The sequence below is a fragment of the Domibacillus mangrovi genome (assembly GCF_001906925.1).
Taxonomy (GTDB): domain Bacteria; phylum Bacillota; class Bacilli; order Bacillales; family Domibacillaceae; genus Domibacillus; species Domibacillus mangrovi.
This window is the reverse complement of sequence record NZ_MRWQ01000008.1, coordinates 86,001-109,008: the sequence shown is the minus strand read 5'-3', so window position 1 is coordinate 109,008 and position 23,008 is coordinate 86,001. Positions and strand designations below refer to the sequence as shown.

Sequence of the window (23,008 nt, the reverse complement as noted above, 5' to 3'; positions counted from 1 at the left end):
GTCCTGTGACAACGTCTGCATGATTCCCATCCTGTGAACCTAACCCCCACTGAATGAAGTTTCACTTTATTGTCAAAAAATAAATTAAGTTGCAAAACAGGGCTATTTTATTCAGGTATTTACTGATTAAAATAACTCTGTTTGACGTCTATAAGAAAAATGTAAAGTAATGTGAAATGATGAAGAAAAGAAAATAGGGTGATATCAAAATTATTTTTAGAAGAATATTTAAAATATTCACTTTAATTATAGTGGATAATGGTAGTATAAAAGGATGGGTACGAAGGGGTGGATTAAGATGAGAAAGACAAAAAGTATTGCAAGGAAGTTATCAATTCTTATTATCGGTCTATTTTTACTATTGTTTGCGGTGTATGCGGCTGTGACAAATGTCATGCTGTACAATAAAAGTATGGATGACGCAGAATCATATGCGATTAAAAATACGCAATTATCGGCTGCAAAGATTGGTGACCGTTTTGATGAAACGGCAGAAATGCTTCGAACAATGAAAATGATGATGGAGTCGATGCAAGGAGATGGGAAGTTAACAGCGGCATCTGTACTCCATACGTTGCAGACGACATTTGCAGGAAATGAGCAATTATTCGGTATAGGGATCGTTCTTGAAAGTGGAACAGTGCCGATTGAAACGAATTTGGATAAAGCACTTATTGACCGAGAAAAGAGGTTTATTCCTTATGTGTATAAAGGAGAAAGTGGTATTGAGGTCGAAGGGCTGAAAGGTTATGACAAAGCTGATTGGCACCTGATTCCAATAAACGAACAGCGGGCTGTACTGACTGAAGCGTATGAGTATGAGTTGGACGGTAAAATGATCAACATGTCATCCATTGCTATGCCGCTAACCGCTTCAAATGGCACGTTTTTAGGTGTTATTGTAGCGGACTTTTCAATTGAATTTATGGGAGAAATGGCAAAAGGCGGTGCACCGGATAAAGGATTTATGCGGATTATCTCGGATGAAGGTGTTATTGCGGCTGACAGTATAGATGAGAAATGGGTTGGGACGAATATTGATGGAACAATCGATTGGGGCCGCATTAAACCAGTTATTGGTGGAGGAAAAGAGTCGACGCTTTATGTAGATTCACAGGTTTTAGGTGAAAGTTCGTTCAATGTCTTGGCACCGGTGCTAGTAGACGGTATTGAGGAGAAATGGTCCGTGCAAACATCGATCCCGAAATCAAGCATTCTGGCCGCGTTTAAAAAGACGATTGTCGTAACGGTTATTGCGGCGATTGTGATGATTGTGATGATGGCTGCAGCAACACTCTGGTTTATTCATCGCCAGTTGAAGCCGCTCCAGTTTTTACGGTCGTCGATTGAAACAGCCGCAACGGGTGACTTAACAGAAAAAGTAGACACGAAGCATCTTCAAAACGATGAAATTGGGGCAGTCGCCTATGCCTTTAACGACATGTTAGATAAAGTAAGCAGTGTCATTCGAACGGTGCGTGATTCGACATTGAATTTGAATCGGTCTTCAAATGATGTGCATCACGTATTTGAAGAAGTCGTCGCATCAAACCAGGAAGTGACGGCGGCGGTGGAGGAAATTGCACAGGGGGCGTCGACTCAGTCAGAGGACACGGAGGACACGAGCAATCAGATTGCCGGGTTGTCGGAGCGGATTGATGTGTTGTCTGTATTATCGGGTGAGATGAATGAGTTGTCCCATCAAGCAAGTGAATCTACGGAGCAAGGCATGTCCGAAGTGTCATTGCTTCGTGAGCGTAACGCGGCGGCGAATGAGATGAACATACGTGTAAAAGATCAGATGCAAGGGCTATCTGGGAAGATTTCTGACATTGAAACGGTCATCGAATCGATTCATGGGATTACAGCGCAGACGAATTTACTCGCTTTGAATGCGTCAATTGAAGCAGCACGTGCAGGTGAGCATGGCCGAGGGTTTGCAGTTGTAGCGGCCGAAGTGCAGAAGCTGGCCGAGCAGTCGCGTATGGAGACCGATGTGATCCAAAAGACCGTGCAGGATATTTTGACGGCATCGAAGCAAACGTCTACGGTCATTGACGAGAATCTGGTGCTGATGGATGGACAAAATGAGTCGGTGTCGAATACGGAGTCGGCGTTTGTAAAGCAGGCTGAAATTGCGGAACAAATTGGCGAATCAGTCAATGAGCTGATATTGAAGCTACAGGAAATGGTCGGGCAGAAAGAGCAGGCGATGCTGTCGATTCAAAACGTATCGGCAATATCGGAAGAGACAGCCGCATCAGCCGAGGAGGTAAGCGCATCCGCCATCGGACAGCAAGTCGAACTGGAGCGTGTCGCAAAAGCAACAGAGGAAATGAATGAAATTGCGAGAAAGCTAAAAGAAGTAGTTGATCGATTTAAAATATAAGTTGAATGATTCCATGTGATTGTCGTTGCAAAACGAGGCTATTTTATTCAGGTATTCACTGAGTGAAATAGCCTTGCTTTTTTATTTTTTACAATATTTAAAATAAACACTTAGTTATGATGAGAAATGATAGTATAAAAGTATGTGTATGAAAGGGTGAATTTAAATGGAAAAGAAGAAAAGTATTGCAAAGAAGCTATCATTCCTTATTATCGGTCTATTTTTACTATTGTTTGTGGTGTATGCGGCTGTAACAAATGTAATGCTTTATAACAAAAGTATGGACGATGCAGAATCATATGCGGTTAAAAATACGCAATTATCGGCCGCAAAAATTGGTGACCGTTTTGATGAAACGGCAGAGATGATACGGGCGATGAAAGTAATGATGGAATCGATGCAGGCAGACGGAAAGTTAACAGCGGCATCTGCGCTCCACGTTTTGCAGGCAAACTTTGCAGAAAATGAATATTTATATGGCCTTGGGATCGCTTTTGAAAACGGCACAGTACCTATTGAGCCGAATGTGGATAAGACACTTATCGACCGGGAAAAGCGATTTATTCCTTATGTGTATAATGGGAAAGATGATATTGAGGCCGAAAGCTTGAAAGGATATGACGAAGCAGACTGGAGTATGATTCCAAAAAAGGAAAAGCGGGCAGTATTGACCGAAGTATATAAGTATGAGGCGGGTGATAAAACGATCAACATGTCGTCCGTAGGCATACCGCTTATTGCTTCAGACGGAACGTTTTTAGGTGTCATTGTAGCGGACCTTTCGCTTGATTTTATGGATGAACTTGTTGAAAGTGGTGCGCCGAAAGATGGATATGCCCGGATTATTTCAGATCAAGGCACGATTGTGGCGGACAGTCTGGATAAGAATCAGGTAGGAAGAAATATTGATGAAACAAGGGATTGGGCCCCCATTAAATCGCTCATTGATGAAGGAAAAGAATCGACATTGTATGAAGATTCACAGGTTTTAGGTGGAAGCTCGTTTAATGTGTTCGCACCGGTGTGGATAAATGGTATTGAGGAGGAATGGACTGTACAGACGGCGGTTCCTAAATCAAGTATTCTGGCCGCGTTTAAACAGACGATTGTCGTGACGGTTATTGCGGCGATTGTGATGATTGTGATGATGGCTGCAGCAACGTTCTGGTTTATTCATCGCCAGCTGAAGCCGCTTCAATTTTTACGGTCATCGATTGAAACAGCGGCAATGGGTGACTTAACAGAAAAAGTAGACACGAAGCACCTTCAGAACGATGAAATTGGGGCAGTCGCCTATGCCTTTAACGATATGCTGGATAAAGTGAGCGGTGTCATTCAAATGGTACGTGATTCGACGTTGAATTTAACTCGGTCTTCGAATGATGTGCAGCACGTTTTTGAAGAAGTCGTTGCGTCCAACCAAGAAGTGACGGCGGCGGTGGATGAAATTGCACAGGGTGCGTCGACTCAGTCGGAGGATACAGAAGATACGGGGAATCAAATGGCTGGCTTGTCAGACCGGATTGATTCGTTGTCTGTATTGTCTAGTGAGATGAATGAACTGTCGAAGCAGGCAGGAGATTCGACGACTCAAGGCTTGTCGCAAGTTGCATTGCTTCGTGAGCATAATGTGGCCGCGAATGCGATGAATGTGCGTGTGAAAGATCAAATGCAAGGCTTGTCGTCGAATATTAGTGCAATTGAGACGGTCATTGAGTCCATTAATGGCATTACGGCGCAGACGAATTTACTGGCATTGAATGCGTCGATTGAAGCGGCGCGTGCAGGTGAGCATGGCCGAGGGTTTGCGGTTGTAGCGGCAGAAGTCCGGAAGCTGGCCGAGCAGTCGCGGAAAGAGACAGAGATCATTCAAAAGACGGTGCAGGATATTTTACATGCATCGAAGCAGACGTCTACGGTCATTGATGAGAATATGGTGCTGATGGATGGACAAAATGAATCGGTGTCCAATACGGAGTCATCGTTTGCGAAGCAGGCTGAAATTGCGGAACGCATTGGACATTCAGTCGAGGAGCTGACATTGAAGCTACAGGAAATGGTCGGACAGAAAGAGCAGGCGATGCTGTCGATTCAAAATGTATCGGCAATATCTGAAGAGACAGCGGCTTCCGCTGAGCAGGTGAGTGCGTCAGCCGCTGATCAGCAAGTCGAGCTTGAGCGCGTTGCCAAAGCGACGGATGAAATGAATCAAATTGTTGGTGAGTTAAAAGAAGCTGTTGATCGGTTTAAAGTGTAAAACGAAGAGGCAGTCCCTCATTCCATTATTCATTGAATGAGGGGCTAATTTAGACTATTTTAAAAGTATGCTAGGTTCAATATAAAAAGGGCTATCCGGTCAGAGAAAATCTGAATGGGATAGCCCTTTTCTTATGTAGTCAAGTTATGTTCTGCACGAATTTTCTCAAGTAATGCTTGGCAGCCGTCTGTGACAAGGTCATATGTTTCTTGGAAATCACCTGTGTGATACGGATCGGGTACATCTTTTTTATGATCCGTTAAATCAAGCATTCGAATGATTTTCGGATGATCCAGCTGGCCAGTCATATTGTAAATGTTACGAATGTTGCTTTCGTCCATACCGACGATGTAGTCGAACTGGTCGAAGTCCTCTTTCGTTAACTGCCGGCCAGCTAGTCCTGTTGCAGACACGTTGTATTCTTTTAAAATGGCAAGCGTACCTTTATGGGGCGGCGAGCCAATGTGCCATGAACTTGTAGCAGCAGAGTCAACCGTAATGGTATCATTCAAGTTTTCTTTTTCGATTAAGTCACGAAATAAAGCTTCTGCCATCGGTGAACGGCAAATGTTTCCAAGGCAGACGAACAGTACGTTAATCACTTTTTGTCAGCTCCTTTTTAAGATTAAGTATACCATGATTAGATAAAGATGCATCCATTCGTCTGCTGTTGCAACCAGTTTGAAAGATTTAAAAGAAGGGAATCGTGAACAAAAAACAGAATTTTCTTAAAAATGGGAAGGGGGACAACATTTTGTCACAAAGCGTACGAGTCACTATTAATGGGGAAGAAGTAAGCATGCAAAATGATCAAACAGTTTTACACGCATTAATGGATCGTTCGCTCACTATTCCGAGCGTTTGCTATCATCCTAGCCTTGGACCGATTGAGACATGTGATACGTGTATTGTACAAGTGAATGGCGAATTTGTCCGCTCCTGTTCCACGGTCATTCAAGAAGGAGATGTGATTGATACTGTTTCACCTGAAGTAAAAGAAGCACAGCTTATTGGCATAGATCGTATTCTTCACAATCATGAGCTTTATTGCACCGTTTGTGACTACAACAATGGCGGATGCGAAATCCACAACACGGTAAAAGAAATGAAGATCAATCATCAGAGTGTTCCTTTTGCTTCGAAGCCGTATGGAATAGACGATTCCAATCCATTTTACCGGTATGATCCCGATCAATGTATTTTATGCGGACGATGTGTAGAAGCTTGCCAGGATGTGCAGGTGACTGAAACGCTTTCAATCGATTGGAACTTAAAAAAGCCGCGTGTTATTTGGGATAAAAACACGACGATTAATGAATCATCATGCGTATCGTGTGGCCACTGCTCTACAGTCTGTCCGTGTAATGCGATGTTGGAAAAAGGAATGGAAGGAGAAGCGGGCTTTTTAACAGGGATTGCGAAAACAACGCTTCGTCCCATGATCGAGCTGACGAAAAATGTGGAAACAGGTTACGGATCGATCTTAGCCATTTCGGATATGGAAGCAGCAATGCGGGAAGAAACGATAAAGAAAACAAAAACGGTCTGTACATACTGTGGTGTCGGCTGCAGTTTTGATGTATGGACGAAGGACCGGAAAATTTTAAAGGTCGAGCCGCAAATTGAAGCGCCGGCAAACGGCATTTCAACATGTGTTAAAGGGAAATTCGGCTGGGATTACGTCAACAGCGAGGAAAGGTTGACGAAGCCGCTCATTCGTGAAGGCGACGCGTTCCGTGAAGCGGAGTGGGAAGAAGCGCTTGAACTGATTGCAAGTAAATTTACAGAAGCGAAGCAAACGCATGGGCCGGATTCAATGGCGTTTATTAGCTCTTCGAAATGTACAAATGAAGAATCCTATTTAATGCAGAAACTGGCTCGTGGCGTAATTAGTACAAATAATGTGGACAATTGTTCACGTTACTGCCAGTCACCGGCGACGATGGGTCTTTTTAGAACGGTCGGCTATGGCGGCGATTCGGGTTCGATTACGGATATTGAGCAGTCAGAACTCGTTTTGATTATCGGTTCGAATACGTCCGAATCACATCCTGTCTTGGCGACGAGAGTAAAACGGTCGCATAAGCTAAAAGGACAGAAATTAATTGTCGCCGATTTGCGCAAGCATGAAATGGCTGATCGCTCGGACCTTTTTATTCAGCCTAAGACAGGGACTGATTTGATCTGGTTATCTGCTGTAACAAAATACATGGTCGATCAAGGATGGGAAGATGAACGCTTTTTAAAAAATCGTGTAAATGGACTAGAGAAATATAAAAAGAGTTTAGAGCCGTTTACGATGGACTATGCGGCTCGCGTGACAGGAGTTAAAAAAGAGGCTCTTATTCAAATTGCGGAGCACATTCATAACGCTAAAACGACGTGTGTGTTATGGGCAATGGGTGTTACACAGCATATGGGCGGAAGTGACACGAGCACAGCGATCTCTAATATGCTCTTAATGACAGGGAATTACGGGAAACCAGGTGCAGGAAGTTACCCGCTCCGTGGTCACAATAATGTGCAGGGAGCAAGTGATTTTGGCAGCATGCCAGATCGTTTTCCAGGTTATGAAAGAGTAGCAGATGACAACGTGCGTTTAAAATATGAAAAAAGCTGGGGCGTTAACATTCCGTCTGAACCTGGATTAAACAATCATGAAATGGTTGCAGGCATTCATGACGGAAAAGTGAAAATGATGTACTTAAAAGGGGAAGACATGGGTCTTGTTGATTCGAATATAAACGACGTCCATTCAGCATTTGAAAAACTGGATTTCTTCGTTGTTCAAGATATCTTTTTATCCAAAACGGCTGAATTTGCCGATGTTGTTTTGCCGGCGAGTCCAAGTCTTGAAAAAGAGGGAACATTTACGAATACAGAACGCCGGATTCAGCGTTTATACCAGGTATTGGAGCCGCTTGGGGAATCAAAACCAGATTGGGAAATTATTCGGGACATTGCGAACCGTCTCGGTGCAGACTGGCAATATGATCATCCGGGAGACATTATGGCGGAAGCGGCAAGTCTATCTCCACTTTATGCAGGTGTTTCGTATGAACGATTAGAAGGATATAAAAGTTTGCAGTGGCCTGTCACGAAAGATGGTACGGACTCACCGCTTCTTTTTATCGACGAGTTTCCGTTTCCAGACGGAAAAGCACAGTTATTTCCGGTGGAATGGACGAAACCACTTGAATTTGCTGAAGAATACGATCTTCATGTTAACAATGGCCGGCTGCTTGAACATTTTCATGAAGGCAATATGACTTATAAATCAAAGGGTATTACGTCTAAAACGCCAGAAGTGTTTCTTGAAGTGTCACCCGAGCTTGCGGATGAACGTGGACTTGAAGATGGGACACTTGTGCGGCTTACTTCTCCTTATGGCAGTGTGAAAGTGAAGTGCCTCGTAACAGACCGGGTTAAAGGGAAAGAAGTATACTTGCCGATGAATGATTCAGGAGAGGGAGCTATTAATTATTTGACGGGCAGTCATGCGGATAAAGAGACGGATACACCTGCATACAAAGAAATTAGCGCGACGATGGACATTTTAAAAGAAAAAGGGGAAAGCCCGTTGCCGCGCATGAATTACAGAAATGGAAATCCGCAGCCGCAAATCGGTGTGCACGTAGAGAAAAAATGGGCGCGTTCGGATTACGTCTTCCCTGGTGATATAGTGAAAGAAAGGGGGACAATACATGGCTAAGCCGATAACGAATATCCAGCGTATCGAATTAACGGAAGAAGAAAAGCGGAGACAGGACTTGTTAGAAATTGAACAGATGCTTGCGGAGAACAAAGAAGTCATCAAAGAATTCTTTAGTATTGTCAATAAGATGAGTGACCGAAATATGTTGAATATAGTCAACAGTCTGTTCGGACAAGGTGACCGTGTACTCGATATAGTTGTGAAGGCGGCAGACAAGCCCGAAACGGCCAATACGATTAAAAATCTCCTTCTCATGCTTGGAATGCTTGGAACGTTAAATGTCCAACAGCTAGAACCGGTTATGTTAAAAGTAAATAACGGAATTGCCCGCATGGCACAAGCAGATAAAGAAGAGGATGACGGGTATGTATCTATGGTTCGCTCACTTGCAAAGCCGGAAGTGAAACGAGCCATTCATTTGTTGCTCGCGTTTTTGAAAGGAATGGGCGAAAACAAGAAAGAGCTTGAACGAACGACACAGTTGCCGGAAGATCAGGCCGGAACGATCATGCAAGCTGAAGAAATAGATAGGCAGCTGGCATCCATTCATGAGCAAAAACAGCCAAGACGATCGAAAGGGTGGATGGTTGCAGCGGCAGGTGTGTCAGTGATTGGAATCGCGATGTCCGGCAAACTAAAAAAATAATTTCTCTAATACACACTAATTTTTTAGAGCAGCCCCTTCCCACGTCACTATGCTACAATGAAAGAAAACGAGCAAAGGAGTATCGGAATGATTCAGCGTGCACGTGAATTTTTGCAGTCACATTTCGGATATGATTCGTTCCGGAGTGGGCAGGAGCAAGCAATTGGCCAAGTATTGAGCGGTGAGAATACGATTTGTGTCATGCCGACGGGCGGTGGGAAGTCGATCTGTTATCAAATTCCGGCGCTCGTGCTGCAGGGAACAACGATTGTCGTCTCGCCGCTCATTTCATTAATGAAAGATCAGGTCGACACGCTCCTTGAAGCGGGCATTCAGGCTGCCTATATTAATAGTTCGCTTAGCAATGCAGCGTTTCGGGAAACGATGAACGCAGCACGCAATGGAGAGTATAAGCTTCTTTATATTGCGCCGGAGCGTCTTGAGTCGCAGTCATTTGTCGAACAATTAAAACAGTTGCAGATTCCGCTCATTGCTGTTGATGAAGCACATTGTATTTCACAGTGGGGACACGATTTTCGTCCGAGCTATCGGCATATTCAGCGGATGGCGGACATGCTGCCGGGTAACCCGGTTGTGCTGGCGCTAACAGCAACAGCGACACCAAACGTGCGCGAAGATATTTGCCGGCTTCTTTCTATAGATGAAGAAAATACAGTCATTACTGGATTTGAACGAAAAAATTTATCGTTTTCGGTCATCCAAGGCCAGGACCGGAATAGCTTTTTAAAAGAGTATTTGAAGAAAAATGAAAAAGAAGCGGGCATTATTTATGCGGCGACACGTAAAACGGTTGATCAGTTGTACGAACGGTTGAAAAAAAACGGTGTAGACGTGGCGCGCTATCATGCAGGCATGAGTGATGTCGAGCGCAATGCTGAGCAGGAGCGGTTTTTAACAGATGAAGTAGCCGTCATGGTTGCAACAAATGCGTTTGGAATGGGAATTGATAAGTCGAATATTCGCTATGTCATCCATTATCAGCTACCGAAAAACATGGAAAGTTATTATCAGGAAGCAGGCCGTGCCGGACGTGACGGACTGGATAGTGAATGTGTTGTGCTCTATTCATCTCAGGATGTGCAGACGCAGCGCTTTTTAATTGACCAGACACTTGAGCGAGATCGTATTCCGCAAGAACTTGATAAATTGCAGCTTATGGTCGACTATTGCCACACGGAAAAGTGTTTGCAGCAGTTCATCGTCGCTTATTTCGGTGAAGAATACCCTAAACCGTGCGGACGCTGCGGCAACTGCACCGATTCACGTGAAAGTGTCGATACGACGAAAGAAGCGCAAATGGTGTTGTCTTGCGTTATCCGGATGGGACAGCGCTTCGGTAAAGCGATAACCGCACAAGTACTGACTGGATCAAAAAACAAAAAAATACAGGACTTTGGCTTTGAACAGCTGTCTACATACGGTATTTTGAAACATCAAAGTGCGAAAGATGTCACGAATTTCATCGAGTTTCTCATTTCACAGGAGCTGATCGGGGTCGAACAAAAACAGTATCCGACTATTTTTGTTACAGAAAATGGGAAAAACGTACTTCTCGGAAAAGAAACGGTGAAACGAAAAGAAGCCGTTCGAACGAAGAAAATTGCAAGAGAAGATCCACTCTTTGAAGAACTACGCTCATTGCGAAAAGAGCTGGCTGACGAAGCAGGTGTACCGCCGTTTGTTATTTTTTCGGATAAAACATTGCAAGATATGTGTGCAAAAATGCCACAAACAGAAGAAGAATTTCTCTTAGTCAGCGGTGTCGGCCAAAGTAAACTTGAGAAGTATGGCGATTCCTTTTTACGTGCGATTCAAACATTTTCTGCCGATCATCCGGAGCGTGAAAGAGATGTGAAAGCGACGTATGTAACGAAAGCTCTGAAGAAAAAGACAGTGAACGGTTCTCATCTGGAAACGTTTGATTTGCATCAAAGTGGATTGACAGCTGATGAAATTGCTGTTGACCGAGAGCTAACTGTGAGTACGGTTGAAAATCATTTAATTCAGTGCATGAATGAAGGGCTTGCGGTCGATTTGAATTTAATTGTGCCAGAGCAATACAGGGAACCCCTTGAAAAAGCGATCGAAGAAGCGGGTGCAGAGCGGCTGAAGCCGATTAAAGAGCTCGTGCCGGATGACGTGACGTACGGGATGATTAAAGTATTTTTAGAAATGAGAAAAGTGGGATATGGCCGCTAAGTCGGATGGAGGGATGCGATATGACGTTTGAAGTGCGTGAGTTTCCAGAGTTTTCGTGGTCATTTTCTCGTCATAAAACGATGTTGACGTGTGCCCGCAAATATGGATATGAGTATTATATGGGCCATAACGGCTGGCTATATGATGTGGAAGAATCAGTGAAACACGCGTATCGGCTGAAGAAATTGACAAATTTGCCGATGGCGTTCGGACAGATTGTGCATGAGCTGGCAGAAAGAGCAGTGAAGCTGTTTTTAAAACATGGACATGTCATGACGCAAGTGGATTTGATTGAAGAAGGGCGTGCGATGCTTAATCGGGCGTATATTGATTCGCGAGACCGTAAACAGCTTTGGATGCAAAAGCCGGCCCGTTATAAAATGCTGTATGACATGTATTATGAAGGAGAATTAAACAGGATGGAGGCAGAAGAGTATCGGGGCCGTCTCCCCATCGTGTTCGCTAATTTGCTAGCAAGCCGCTCCTTTCAAGATATAACAAAACGTCCGCAGACGATGCAGTTTCAACAAGCAGAGGAATTTCGGTTCATGACGATTGACGGCGTGAAGATTTTCGTCGTGATGGATTTATTGTACCGTGATATTGAAGCAGACAAGTGGGTTATTGTCGATTGGAAAACAGGGAAAGAAACAGAAGACGACCGAAGCCAGCTTGCGTTGTATGCATATTATATAATGCAAAAATACAATGCGGGAATTGATGAAATTGAGATTCGAAATGAATATGTGCTAACCGGTGTGCATCGTGTGTATCAATTGACAGAAACAGATATTGAACGAATGCTTTCCAAAATGAAGCAAAGTGTCCATATAATGCGCCGCTATCAGCTTGATATGATTTCAAACGAACCGGTCGATCTTGATGAATTTCCCCGGACGAAATACGAGCAGCGATGTGAAAAATGCAATCATAAAGAAATTTGTCTGGCACAGCCGTGAAGCTGTGTCTTTTCTTGTTTCAAAACGGCGAATCAAGGCAACATAAAGAGTATGACGCTTTGAGGAGGTTTTGAACGTGGAATTAGTGAAAGTAAACGGTGCTGTTAATGTGAAAAAGCTTATGGTGAGCGTTTTAGTACCGGTTGTTGGCGGTTCGATTATTGGGGCAATTGCCAATCAACGTACGCGTGAAGAGTACCGGGAATTGAAGAAACCGTCATTTTCACCCCCGGGTTGGGTGTTTCCCATCGTGTGGACGGGCCTTTATAAAGCGATGGGTATCGCCGAGTATCGGGCTTCGGCAAAAGCAAAGAATCAGGAAGAGAAGAAAAAAGCGCTCATTCCGTATGAAATTCAACTCGGTTTAAACTTTCTATGGTCGTTTTTGTTTTTCAAATGGGGGCTCCGCGGTACGGCGTTTATAGAAATGGCAGTGATGTTCGGTATAATCACGTGGACAACGTATGAGTTTTATCAAATAGATCCGCTCGCGGGTCATTTAATGGTGCCCTATATAATGTGGGTAACGTTTGCGCTCGGGTTGAATTATTCCATTTGGAAGTGGAATGATGATTAAACGGTCAAAGATACAAGCAAGCCCCTTTTCTGAATTCGGAAAAGGGGCTTGCTTGTTAGTTTACCGCAGATTGAATTTCTTTAAATGCCCAATGATCCGCTTCGACATCTTTAAACGTTGCGTTGTTAGCTGAACTGGTTTCGCGATTGAATACTTTGTGTAATACTTTCACCGCTTCAGCACGCGTTACAGTTCGGTCGGGACGGAATTCACCGTTGCCATAGCCGTTCATGAAACCGGCTGAGCTGACAGATTGGATGGCATTTGATGCCCAGTAAGAATCTTTTACATCGCTGTATTTTACTATTTCTTCGTCTGCGCTGCAGTAAGAAGAAATGGCTGCATTTTCACACGTATTTGTCATATATCGGTCCACAATGGCAGCGAACTGAGCACGTGTCAATGAGTGAGTCGGACCAAAATGGCCGTTAGAATAGCCGCTCAATAATCCTTCATCTGTGATGGCTGCAATGGAATCCGCGAAACGGCTTCCAGCTGGGACGTCTTTAAAAGGGGAACCTGTTCCTTTCACATCAAGGTTGTCTGCCATCATTGCAGACAATTCGCCGCGCGTTACTTTTTGATCAGGACGGAATGTGCCGTCGTTAAAGCCTTGAACATATCCTTTTTTACCGATGGAATTTGTGCCTCGGTATTCAAGGGCTGAAACCGTTCCGCTCACTTCATTCGCTACGAGCAGCACTGGCTTTTTCGTCGGGCTGTTTTCAGCTGAAATAAAATCAAAGCCTTCTGGTGCGACATCGCCAGCTATTTTATCGTTAAAGTCACGCGTGTTTGTATAATTTAAAAATACCGGATTTTCAGGATTGGAAATATCGTACGTCATGACGCCGCCAATTCGTTCTAAGCCAATCATCGCAACGAGTTTTCCGTCAATCATGCCTGTTTTAATTTCTTCTGGCTCCGGTCCTTTTTTTGCACTTCGCTTGTCCATTACATCGTCGTCATTTGACCAGTTAAAGTATTTAGGAAGACGCTCTGCTGTAATCTTTTCAAAGTCGCTGCCGCTGTCAAACACTTGCTCCAACGTGTCCGCTTTCCAGATTGAGAATGAACGGCCGCCCAGTGTATAAATGGCCTCGGTGCCAAGGTCTGTCAACACTTCAAGTTTGTCATATGCAGTCGAGTTTTTCATGCTGCTATCTGCAAGATTTTCTTTCCAGTCTTTAAAATCAGCGACGTTCACAAATTCTTCCCACTCCGTCGCATCGCCTTCATTGGCCGTCAGTAAATAATCTTCGCCATCAATCGTTACGGCAGAAATAGCATCGGGCATGTATACGCCGAGAACAGGGAGCGTTTCGATATGAATCTTGCCATCACGTGCAGCATCAAGAGCATTTGCTTCTTTTGAATGGTCTTTATATCCTAATGAACGGACAGATTCAATAGAAGCGGCCGTAAAGTTAACAGCAGCTACTGCGTTATTTTCTTGAAGAGTGACGTAAGCCGTTGTGCCATCACCGGACAGCGCGATATATTCCGGCTCTAGATCCGTTGCAGCTGTGCCTGTGCGAATGTGTACGTCATCGGCGATAACAGATTCATCAGTAAATTTGACGTTTTTCACAGTGTCTGTCGTTGTATCAACGATCGTGATGGAACCTTCTGGGTCCACACCATTTTTAAGACCCATACGCGGTTCTCCTTCGTTCGCGCTTAAAAGATAGTGACCGTCAGCTGAATACGTCAGCATGTCTGGCTGAACGCCCGTTTCATATGTATGAAGCAAATTTCCATTAAGATCCATCACGATCATAACGCCGTTTTTCGAGTAGTCTTCATGCTGGACAGCAGCAGCGATATGATCGCCGTGAATGGAGATACTTGTCACATCCCCATATGTAAATGTATCTGAGTTGACGAGTGATGGAATATGAATCTCTTTCTTTTTGGCCAATGTGCCTTTTTCCAGTGAGACAATATCAATCTTTTGATTTTTCCCATTGATCACGTAAAAAGAGTTGCTTTTAGCATGATATTTGACGATTTCTGCGACGCCGCCATCTTCATCGGCAGCTGCAGATGTGTAAGAAGCGATTTTTTTAACATTCACGGAGTCGCTGTAAGCAGCTCCTGCCGTTATAGGTGCAAGTAGTGCTGCGGTTAATACTGCGGGTGCGGTCCATTTCATCATTTTTTTCAATGTGTTGTGCCTCCCTTTTTTCTTTTTAGCATAGTGCATTTATTTAGCACCAGTATGAAGATAGTGTTAATACTGTGTAAAATCGGATTAACTCTTAATTTATTGTAAAGAAACGAAGAGATATGTCGATATAAGAAGGAGAAGAATGCACGGCAGGGGTGAATAAATGATGGTTGAACGAGTGGGAGAAAGTGTTTCGCAGACGGTCATGAACGTGAGTCTGGGGAAAGAAGGGATAAAATTGGACCTGCCCGTGCAGCAAGTGACAGAGAAAGTAGCAGAGCAGACTGTTCCTTTGAAGGAAGAAGAGCTTGCGAAGTTTGCGGAACAGGTCAACACGTTTTTACAGCCGACGCGGACGCATGTTCAATTTGAATATCATGATGATTTGAAAGAATATTATGTGGTCGTTGTAGATGATGATTCGAGAGAAGTCGTGCGGGAAATTCCGCCGAAAAAGATGCTCGATATGTATGCTGCGATGACTGAATTTATCGGATTACTCGTCGATAAAAAGGTATAAGGGGGACGATTACAATGGTTATCCGTATTGGTGGACTGGCAAGCGGGATGGACATTGATTCCATCGTTAAAAACTTAATGACAGCGGAGCGTATGCCGCTTGATAAATTAAAACAAAAGAAACAAGTGCTAGAATGGCAGCGTGACGACTACCGTAAGATGAACACACTTCTGCTCGATTTCCGGACAGAACTGACACAGATGAAGCTGACAACAAAATACCGGGCGCGTACGACGACATCATCAGATGAATCAAAAGTGACAGCCACAGCTACGAGTGCGGCATCACAGGCGTCTTATTCGATTTCAGAAGTAAAAGCTCTTGCAAAAGCGGAAAACTGGGTGACGGAATCGATCGGAATTGATGGCACACAATCACTTGAGAGTCAATTTGGAGACCTACCTACAGATTTCACATGGTCAACAGGAACTGTGAGGAGTAAATCGTTGACTGCTGACGGTGATGCTACCCTAAGTTTAGATGTTACACCTGAAACAATTAAAGCCGATGATGCGGCTAAAATGACAGTGAAAGTAAACGGCGTCTCTTATGGTGTAATCAAAAATACTGACGATTGGGATACAGACTTAGAGACAAAGCAAGTGAAAATTGATGAGCATGGGAATTTGACATTTGAAGAAAACATTGCTTCAGGTGCAACTGTAAAAGTAGATTACATCTCGAATTCGACCGATAAATATGCGGATTTTTCAATTACGACTCAAACGTCAAAGGGTCCAGTGACAGAAAAATTTCTTGTTCAATCAACTGAAACATTAAATCAGCTTGTAAATAAAGTAAACAGTTCTAATGCAGGCGTATCAATGTTTTATGATACAGCTACGAAAAAAATATCTTTAATGCAAAAAGAAACGGGTAAATTCGGGTCGGACAGCAGTAACATTAAGGTAACGGGTGCTTTTGCAGAGAAATCGTTAAAGCTTGATGTTTCAACAGCGAATCCGAATGATCCGGATGCTCCTAAATTCACAAGAGGGTCAGATGCTGAATTCACTATCAATGGTCTTACAACAACCCGTTCATCCAACACGTTCGACATGAACGGCGTCTCGATTACATTGAAAAAAACGTTTGATGCTAGTGAAGGGGCGGCAACTCTTTCTATCAACAACAACGGCAACGCGGTCTATGACAACATTAAATCTTTCGTCGATAAATACAACACGTTAATCGGCGCGATCAGTTCTAAAACATCAGAAGAAAAGTATCGTTCTTACACGCCGCTGACAGATGATCAGCGTGAATCGTTGAGTGATAAGCAGCAGGAGCAGTGGGAAGAGAAAGCGAAGAGCGGTTTGCTTCGCCGGGATACGATTTTGACCAGTGTGCTGACGAATATGCGCGGTAATTTCTCGCAGCCTGTGTCAAATAGCACGACCGATCCGCTATTCAAGCAGTTAGCGTCGATTGGCATTACAACGACAGCAAACTACCTTGAGGGCGGGAAATTAGAAATTAATGAAGCGAAGTTGAAAGAAGCGATTAATAACAATCCTGATGCAGTTGAAGCGTTGTTCCGTGGCGGCGGCGATTCGGCGGTGATTGGCGAACAGGGTATTGCCCATCGCTTGTATAATACAGTCAACGCAACGATGGATAAATTGAAAGAACGGGCTGGCAACACGTTTTCGACGAATCAGCAATTTGCGCTTGGCCGTCAGCTAACAAACATCGATAGCAGTATTACACGGTTTGAAAGCCGTTTGACTCAAGTAGAAGATCGATATTGGAAACAATTTACGGCAATGGAAAAAGCGATTCAACAAGCAAATTCACAATCAAACTATTTAATGCAACAATTTAGTATGTAATTTTCATATAAAAGGAGTCGTTACAATTGGCGATGAACCCACAACAGGCATATGCAAACAACTCGGTTACAACAGCTTCTCCGGGTGAACTGACATTGATGCTTTATAATGGCTGCATTAAATTTATCCGCCTTGCGGAACGGGCGATGGCAGACAAGAATATTGAACAAAAAAACGTAAACATCCAGAAAGCACAGGCCATTGTACGTGAGTTGAGTATTACGCTTAAAACAGACACAGATGTGGCGAAAAATATGCTTGCACTCTATGAATATTTGTACACGCGTCTCGTGGAAGCGAACGTTCAAAATGATCCGGCTATTTTGCAAGAAGTGGAAGGGTTTGTGACTGAGTTTCGCGATACATGGAAGCAAGCTATTCAAGAAAACCGTCGCATTCAGCAAGTTGGTGCGGGCGGGCGTGTGTAATGACGCCGGTTCATGACTGTCACAAAATGACGAGGCGGCTGCTTGATTTATTGGAAGCGGTCGAAAGTAATCGTGACAGGCAAATTGAAGAGACAGAAGGGCTGCTTGATCAGCGTGCGGCCCTCCTCCCTTCGATAAAACCACCTTTCACGGCAGAAGAGCAAGTGCTCGGGCGTGAAATGATCCAGATGAATAAAGAGATTGAAGCGAGGCTTAACCGATTAAATAATGCGGTGAAAGATGATTTAAAAGAAGTCAGCATGAAAAAGCAGTCAATGAATAAATACTCGAATCCGTATGAGGCACTTCAGACAGATGGTGTTTTTTACGATAAGCGCAATTAATAATCCGGTGCTGTATAAGCCCGGATTTTTCTGATCATGAAAGACAATCTCTTTTTTAAAAGGTCTTCGAGCACATTGGCATTGGTTAGTTCATGTTTAATTGAAGTAGGCACAGCAATGTGTACTGGAGATCGTTCTTTTTTAAATGAGAAGACAAAAGAAGGGCAGTCCGTATCGATTGTGTATCGACGTATCAATACGATGCTTGTTGAAGCGAATGTAAAGAGTGACCCGGTTCTTCTTGATGAGGCAGAAAGATTGGTGTCGTCTTTATATGAAGCATGGCGGGATAGCTGAAATTCACGGTAAAATAGTTTGAAAATTCGACAAATTATTTTAGGGAATAAGAAGGATTATGAAGGGTATACAAAGAATAGTAAGAGTATAGTAAGTCAGCAATTAGTTGAAGGAGGAGTTCTGCATGAAGAACTATAACATTCGTGGTGAAAATATTGAAGTGACTCCGGCTATCCGTGAGTATGTGGAAAAGAAAATCAGCAAGCTGGAGCGTTATTTCACCGAAACTCCTAATGCGAATGTGCATGTAAATTTGAAAGTATTCAACGATAAAAATGCAAAAGTGGAAGTAACGATTCCGATGAAAGACCTTGTTCTTCGCGCTGAGGAGCGCAATCAAGACTTATACGCAGCAGTTGATTTGATTATTGATAAACTGGAGCGTCAAATCCGCAAACATAAAACGAAAGTAAACCGTAAGTTCCGCGAAAAAGGCGAGCCGCAAGATTATTTTGCCATACTTTCAGACAACACGCCTGTTGAGGAGCAAGATGATCTTGAAGTTGTCCGCACAAAACAGTTCGAATTGAAACCGATGGATGAGGAGGAAGCCGTTTTGCAAATGAATTTGCTCGGTCACAACTTCTTCATTTATACAGATGCTGAATCTGATAGTACAAACATCGTATACAAACGAAAAGACGGCAAATACGGCTTAATTGAAACAACGTAAAGAAAGTGAAAGAAGTTCGCTGTTATAGCGGGCTTCTTTTTTATGGGGGCTATTCGTGGTATGATTAGTTTCGTGATTTTGCATGAGGGGGAAATGATGAATGTCAATTGGACGAAATGATCTATGCCTATGTGGCAGCGGAAAGAAATATAAAAAATGCTGTGGAAAAATAGAAGGAGCGGCAATACTGACTGTATTAGTAGAAGAGTGCAGCAATGTACAGCGTGAACTGATTGATTATGCGATGGAAAAACATTCAGTGATGCTGAAAAAACAATTCCAGCCGCTTCTAGAGGAATACGAGACACTGCGTAAAAATGAGCAGGTGTTTCTCGTGACATTTGAAATTTGGGCCATTTTGACACAAGTATTGAAAGGGAACGAAACCATTTTAACGGAGTTTGTGAAGCGACGTGTTCCGTCTATTACACGGAAACGGACAGCAGAAATTGTGGCATCATGGACCGATTATCGCTTTATGGCAGGTATCATTGAATCATGTGAAGGGAATATGTATCACGTTCGTGATCTATTAACGGATGAAATGTACACCGTTCGTGCGCTTAAAAGTGTGTCACTTGAAGGAGCATTTGTAACGGGTGCGCTTTTGCCGCATGAATCTGACTATACGTTTTTTATGACCGATTTTCATTTTGAACCTGCACGTGTCGGTGCGATGACGAAAGCCGTTCAGGAATTATACGAAACTTCTCCATATGGTGATACACAGTCGTTCTTTAAAAACATGTTTATGACGGTGATGGATCGACTATTTACCTTATATGAAGAACAGCAAAATGTGGTGGATGTAAGCGCGTTAACGTGGTTGAAAGATGCCCATCGTGCGACTGCTGAACATATTGTTGAATCGTTTGAACAGGAAAAAATTGAGCAGCCGATTGTACAAATGGCGGTATTGCTCTGGAATTATTACTGCAGCAAAGAAGATCCAACTGTCCGTAAACCAGAAGTCTTTACAGCAGCACTTCTGTCATTGATGCAGTCGTACAGTATTCTAGATCAGGAAGATTCGAAAGCGGCTATTGCCAGCCGATATTCGATTTCCGCTTCGACACTATCGAAACGTTTGAAAGAAATGGAAGCTGTGCTTCAAGAAAAGCTAAAACCTGAGGCAGAAGCAGATCAGGCGAAGCAACAGTAGACCATATAAGTGTACGCGTCCTTTTAGAAGTGGTAAGATAAAGTGAAACTTCCATCAGTAGGGGGGGTATCCTCACTGATGGTTAGTTGAACCAATCGGGCCTTTATGGACAGTTAATCCCCCGCATATCTTCTTCGATTCCTCAAAGTCTTGAAGGGGGGGGTTTTACTGCCCGTTAATCTGCGATAAATAGGAAAATTGTAAAGGTTTTACCCTGTTGAACCTGAAAAGGAGCGTTTATAAATGGGTTTATTAAATAAAGTATTTGATGCGAATAAAAAAGAAGTAAAAAAACTCGAAAAAATGGCAGGCAAAGTAGAAGCGCTCGCTGATGATGTAGCGGCGCTTTCGGATATTGAGTTAAAAGAAAAAACAGTTGAATTTAAAGAGCGCTACCAAAAAGGTGAGTCACTCGATCATATGCTGTCAGAAGCTTTTGCTGTTGTGCGGGAAGCGGCGAAGCGTGTGCTGGGGCTTTATCCATATAAAGTACAGTTAATGGGTGGGATCGCCCTTCATGAAGGTAACATTTCTGAGATGAAAACGGGTGAAGGGAAGACATTGACGGCGACAATGCCAGTGTATTTAAATGCGCTTTCTGGTAAAGGCGTCCACGTTATTACGGTCAATGAATACTTGGCGTCCCGTGATGCAGAAGAGATGGGGCATCTGTATGAATTTCTCGGTTTGACGGTTGGTTTAAATTTAAACAGCTTGTCAAAAGAGCAGAAAAAAGAAGCGTACGCGGCAGACATTACGTACGGAACGAACAATGAGTTCGGTTTCGATTATTTGCGTGATAATATGGTGCTGTATAAGGAACATAAAGTACAGCGTCCGCTTCACTTTTCCGTTATTGATGAAGTCGATTCCATTCTCGTTGATGAAGCGCGGACACCACTTATCATTTCTGGTCAGGCCGCGAAGTCAGCACAGCTGTACATTCATGCTTTTTCATTCGTTCGCACGTTGAAAGAAGACGAAGATTTTACGGTTGATATTAAAACGAAAAGTGTCCTTTTAACAGAAGATGGGATGACGAAAGCGGAGAAAGCATTTGGTATTGAAAATTTATTTGATTTAAAACATGTTGGACTTAATCATCATATTGTGCAAGCGTTAAAAGCACGTGTAACGATGCATCGCGATGTTGACTATGTTGTGCAGGATGGCGAGGTCGTTATTGTAGACCAATTCACCGGCCGTTTAATGAAAGGACGCCGCTATTCTGATGGGCTTCATCAGGCGATTGAAGCAAAGGAAGGCGTCGACATTCAAAATGAAAGCATGACAATGGCGACGATTACGTTCCAAAACTATTTCCGTATGTATGAAAAGCTATCCGGTATGACGGGTACGGCGAAAACGGAAGAAGAAGAATTCCGAAACATTTATAATATGCGTGTTGTGGCAATTCCCACGAACCGTGATATTGTCCGTGATGATCGCGCAGACTTAATTTATGCGTCAATGAATGGGAAATTTATGGCGGTTGTAGAAGATATTTATGAACGATATCAATTAAAGCAGCCTGTTCTTGTCGGAACTGTGGCGATTGAAACGTCTGAATTGATTTCAGCTCATTTGAAGAAAAAAGGTGTTCCGCATAATGTGTTGAATGCAAAAAATCATGAAAGTGAAGCGGAAATTATTTTAAATGCAGGTCAGCCCGGTGCCGTGACGATTGCAACGAATATGGCTGGACGTGGAACGGATATTAAGCTAGGTGAAGGTGTAAAAGAACTCGGAGGCCTGGCTGTCATTGGTACAGAACGCCATGAATCTCGCCGGATTGATAATCAGCTGCGCGGTCGTTCAGGTCGTCAAGGAGACCCGGGTGTGACACAATTTTATTTGTCGATGGAAGATGAATTAATGCGCCGCTTTGGTTCGGATAACATGAAGTCGATGATGGAAAGGCTAGGCATGGATGATTCACAGCCGATTCAAAGTAAAATGGTGTCACGTGCGGTTGAATCTGCTCAAAAACGTGTGGAGGGCAACAACTTTGATGCCAGAAAACGTCTTCTTGAGTACGATGATGTACTTCGTCAGCAACGCGAAATTATTTACAAACAGCGCGATGATGTGTTGGAGTCAGAAAACTTGCGCGCGATTATGGAAGAAATGGTCACAAAAGAAATTGGTTCAACCATTGCTGCGCATGCGAATGACGGAGATGAAGCAGAATCATTTGATGTATCGGGCATTAAAGATACTGTAAATGCGAACTTGCTTGAAGAAGATGCGCTTACAGAAGAAGAACTGCGTGGAAAAGATTTGGATGCGATCAGCGGTATCATTTGGGATAAAGTTGCAGCACGCTACGATGCGCGTGAAGAGCAGCTTGGTTTCCAGCAAATGCGCGAGTTTGAAAAAGTCGTTCTTCTTCGTGCAGTTGATTCCAAGTGGATTAACCATATCGATGCGATGGATCAGCTTCGGCAGGGGATTCATTTGCGGGCATATGGACAAATCGATCCGCTCCGTGAATATCAAAATGAAGGCTTTGCCATGTTTGAAGCGATGATTGAAGCCATTAACGCAGAAGCGTCGAAATACGTCATGAAAGCCGAAATCCGCAGTAATCTCGAGCGCCAAGAAGTCGCGAAAGGCCAAGCAGTTAATCCGAAAGAAGATGAGGGCGTAAAAAAGAAAAAACCACTGCGCAAAGCACCAGAGATTGGCCGGAATGAACCGTGCCCGTGCGGAAGCGGCAAGAAATATAAAAACTGCCATGGGCTGCAAGAATAATCAGTCTATTCGCACAGATTAAATTAGATTCATGCAAATCGAAATCGTTTTGCGTACTCAGACCG

16 protein-coding genes and 1 pseudogene are annotated in these 23,008 nt (G+C 43.5%); 15 read left to right on the top strand and 2 right to left on the bottom strand.

The window, feature by feature from the left end; genetic code table 11:
• The first annotated feature begins 298 nt into the window (after positions 1-298).
• On the top strand, positions 299-2,389 hold the full coding sequence (locus BLL40_RS10525; RefSeq protein ID WP_073711860.1) for a methyl-accepting chemotaxis protein: 2,091 nt from the start codon (positions 299-301) through the stop codon (positions 2,387-2,389).
• Positions 2,390-2,555: 166 nt separating this feature from the next.
• Positions 2,556-4,646 (top strand): methyl-accepting chemotaxis protein, encoded by a 2,091-nt coding sequence (locus BLL40_RS10520; protein WP_073711859.1) that lies wholly within the window; start codon positions 2,556-2,558, stop codon positions 4,644-4,646.
• 131 nt (positions 4,647-4,777) lie between these two features.
• On the opposite strand, the gene BLL40_RS10515 is transcribed toward BLL40_RS10520, so the two are convergent.
• Positions 4,778-5,248, bottom strand: coding sequence for a low molecular weight protein-tyrosine-phosphatase (locus tag BLL40_RS10515; protein WP_073711858.1), 471 nt, complete (start codon positions 5,246-5,248; stop codon positions 4,778-4,780).
• A 152-nt stretch (positions 5,249-5,400) separates the two neighbouring features.
• Between BLL40_RS10515 and fdhF the strand changes: the two genes are divergently transcribed.
• From fdhF to BLL40_RS10490, 5 genes and pseudogenes are all read left to right on the top strand, one after another.
• A complete protein-coding gene (gene fdhF / locus BLL40_RS10510) occupies positions 5,401-8,358 on the top strand; it encodes a formate dehydrogenase subunit alpha (protein ID WP_073711857.1) in 2,958 nt (985 codons plus the stop codon).
• Positions 8,351-8,857: pseudogene (locus BLL40_RS10505) on the top strand (helical membrane plugin domain-containing protein); the annotation flags it as partial. The gene fdhF and the pseudogene BLL40_RS10505, both read left to right, overlap by 8 nt.
• A gap of 237 nt (positions 8,858-9,094) precedes the next feature.
• Positions 9,095-11,227, top strand: a complete 2,133-nt coding sequence (recQ, locus tag BLL40_RS10500) for a DNA helicase RecQ (protein ID WP_073711855.1) — start codon at positions 9,095-9,097, stop codon at positions 11,225-11,227.
• A 20-nt stretch (positions 11,228-11,247) separates the two neighbouring features.
• Positions 11,248-12,186, top strand: coding sequence for a PD-(D/E)XK nuclease family protein (locus BLL40_RS10495; RefSeq protein WP_073711854.1), 939 nt, complete (start codon positions 11,248-11,250; stop codon positions 12,184-12,186).
• Between the two features lie 76 nt (positions 12,187-12,262).
• Entirely contained in the window at positions 12,263-12,763 is a 501-nt protein-coding gene (locus BLL40_RS10490; protein ID WP_073711853.1) for a TspO/MBR family protein, read from the top strand.
• A 55-nt stretch (positions 12,764-12,818) separates the two neighbouring features.
• On the opposite strand, the gene BLL40_RS10485 is transcribed toward BLL40_RS10490, so the two are convergent.
• Entirely contained in the window at positions 12,819-14,921 is a 2,103-nt protein-coding gene (locus BLL40_RS10485) for a choice-of-anchor I family protein (protein WP_245797941.1), read from the bottom strand.
• 175 nt (positions 14,922-15,096) lie between these two features.
• Between BLL40_RS10485 and flaG the strand changes: the two genes are divergently transcribed.
• The 8 genes from flaG (at position 15,097) to secA (ending at position 22,943) form a co-directional block, all read left to right on the top strand.
• Complete coding sequence (flaG, locus tag BLL40_RS10480) at positions 15,097-15,453, top strand: flagellar protein FlaG (RefSeq protein WP_245797934.1); 357 nt, start codon at positions 15,097-15,099, stop codon at positions 15,451-15,453.
• 14 nt (positions 15,454-15,467) lie between these two features.
• The gene (fliD, locus tag BLL40_RS10475; protein ID WP_073711850.1) at positions 15,468-17,285 is read left to right on the top strand and encodes a flagellar filament capping protein FliD; all 1,818 of its coding nucleotides are present in this window, start codon (positions 15,468-15,470) and stop codon (positions 17,283-17,285) included.
• A gap of 32 nt (positions 17,286-17,317) precedes the next feature.
• Complete coding sequence (gene fliS, locus BLL40_RS10470; RefSeq protein ID WP_073711979.1) at positions 17,318-17,713, top strand: flagellar export chaperone FliS; 396 nt, start codon at positions 17,318-17,320, stop codon at positions 17,711-17,713.
• Positions 17,713-18,057 carry a flagellar protein FliT gene (gene fliT / locus BLL40_RS10465; RefSeq protein WP_073711849.1) on the top strand — a complete coding sequence of 115 codons (345 nt, stop codon included), beginning with the start codon at positions 17,713-17,715 and terminating at the stop codon, positions 18,055-18,057. Before fliS ends, fliT begins: the two co-directional genes overlap by 1 nt.
• Before the next feature lie 36 nt (positions 18,058-18,093).
• Positions 18,094-18,354, top strand: a complete 261-nt coding sequence (locus BLL40_RS10460) for a flagellar protein FliS (protein WP_143180118.1) — start codon at positions 18,094-18,096, stop codon at positions 18,352-18,354.
• Between the two features lie 124 nt (positions 18,355-18,478).
• Positions 18,479-19,027, top strand: a complete 549-nt coding sequence (gene hpf / locus BLL40_RS10455) for a ribosome hibernation-promoting factor, HPF/YfiA family (RefSeq protein ID WP_073711847.1) — start codon at positions 18,479-18,481, stop codon at positions 19,025-19,027.
• A gap of 100 nt (positions 19,028-19,127) precedes the next feature.
• Entirely contained in the window at positions 19,128-20,189 is a 1,062-nt protein-coding gene (locus BLL40_RS10450) for an SEC-C metal-binding domain-containing protein (protein WP_073711846.1), read from the top strand.
• Between the two features lie 243 nt (positions 20,190-20,432).
• Positions 20,433-22,943 (top strand): preprotein translocase subunit SecA, encoded by a 2,511-nt coding sequence (secA, locus tag BLL40_RS10445; protein ID WP_073711845.1) that lies wholly within the window; start codon positions 20,433-20,435, stop codon positions 22,941-22,943.
• The last annotated feature ends 65 nt before the right edge of the window (positions 22,944-23,008 follow it).

Coding starts and splice junctions, on each gene's coding strand:
- BLL40_RS10450 (WP_073711846.1), top strand. CDS start 19,128: ATGTCAATTGGACGAAATGATCTATGCCTATGTGGCAGCGGAAAGAAA.
- BLL40_RS10520 (WP_073711859.1), top strand. CDS start 2,556: ATGGAAAAGAAGAAAAGTATTGCAAAGAAGCTATCATTCCTTATTATC.
- BLL40_RS10460 (WP_143180118.1), top strand. CDS start 18,094: ATGAAAGACAATCTCTTTTTTAAAAGGTCTTCGAGCACATTGGCATTG.
- BLL40_RS10525 (WP_073711860.1), top strand. CDS start 299: ATGAGAAAGACAAAAAGTATTGCAAGGAAGTTATCAATTCTTATTATC.
- flaG (WP_245797934.1), top strand. CDS start 15,097: ATGATGGTTGAACGAGTGGGAGAAAGTGTTTCGCAGACGGTCATGAAC.
- secA (WP_073711845.1), top strand. CDS start 20,433: ATGGGTTTATTAAATAAAGTATTTGATGCGAATAAAAAAGAAGTAAAA.
- BLL40_RS10495 (WP_073711854.1), top strand. CDS start 11,248: ATGACGTTTGAAGTGCGTGAGTTTCCAGAGTTTTCGTGGTCATTTTCT.
- BLL40_RS10485 (WP_245797941.1), bottom strand. CDS start 14,921: ATGATGAAATGGACCGCACCCGCAGTATTAACCGCAGCACTACTTGCA.
- recQ (WP_073711855.1), top strand. CDS start 9,095: ATGATTCAGCGTGCACGTGAATTTTTGCAGTCACATTTCGGATATGAT.
- fliS (WP_073711979.1), top strand. CDS start 17,318: ATGAACCCACAACAGGCATATGCAAACAACTCGGTTACAACAGCTTCT.
- fliD (WP_073711850.1), top strand. CDS start 15,468: ATGGTTATCCGTATTGGTGGACTGGCAAGCGGGATGGACATTGATTCC.
- hpf (WP_073711847.1), top strand. CDS start 18,479: ATGAAGAACTATAACATTCGTGGTGAAAATATTGAAGTGACTCCGGCT.
- fliT (WP_073711849.1), top strand. CDS start 17,713: ATGACGCCGGTTCATGACTGTCACAAAATGACGAGGCGGCTGCTTGAT.